Source organism: Pseudoalteromonas rubra (assembly GCF_005887095.1).
Taxonomy (GTDB): Bacteria; Pseudomonadota; Gammaproteobacteria; order Enterobacterales; family Alteromonadaceae; genus Pseudoalteromonas; species Pseudoalteromonas rubra_E.
This window is the reverse complement of sequence record NZ_PNCI01000159.1, coordinates 1-216: the sequence shown is the minus strand read 5'-3', so window position 1 is coordinate 216 and position 216 is coordinate 1. Positions and strand designations below refer to the sequence as shown.

The window sequence follows — 216 nt, the reverse complement described above, 5'->3', positions numbered from 1 at the left end:
TTGGCCTTATCCACCGAGGTAACATGATTATGGCGCAACCGCGCCGCTTCAAAAGCAAACCGAGCGATGCGCTCAATTTCACTACGAGCATAGGTTTGCGTATCAAACGCAGCTTCGTGCTGCCCTTCACCACTGCGTCCTTTCTCTCCGAAATAAATCCCCCCTGTTAACTCGCGTACACAGAGTATATCGAAGCCGTGAGCGCTAATATCTTGG

Annotated in this window: 1 protein-coding gene; it reads right to left on the bottom strand. The window is 50.9% G+C overall.

Features of this window, described 5'->3' with window-relative positions; genetic code table 11:
* Positions 1-216: isocitrate/isopropylmalate family dehydrogenase (locus CWB99_RS23715; RefSeq protein WP_249332100.1), on the bottom strand; the 216-nt coding region annotated here is incomplete at both ends.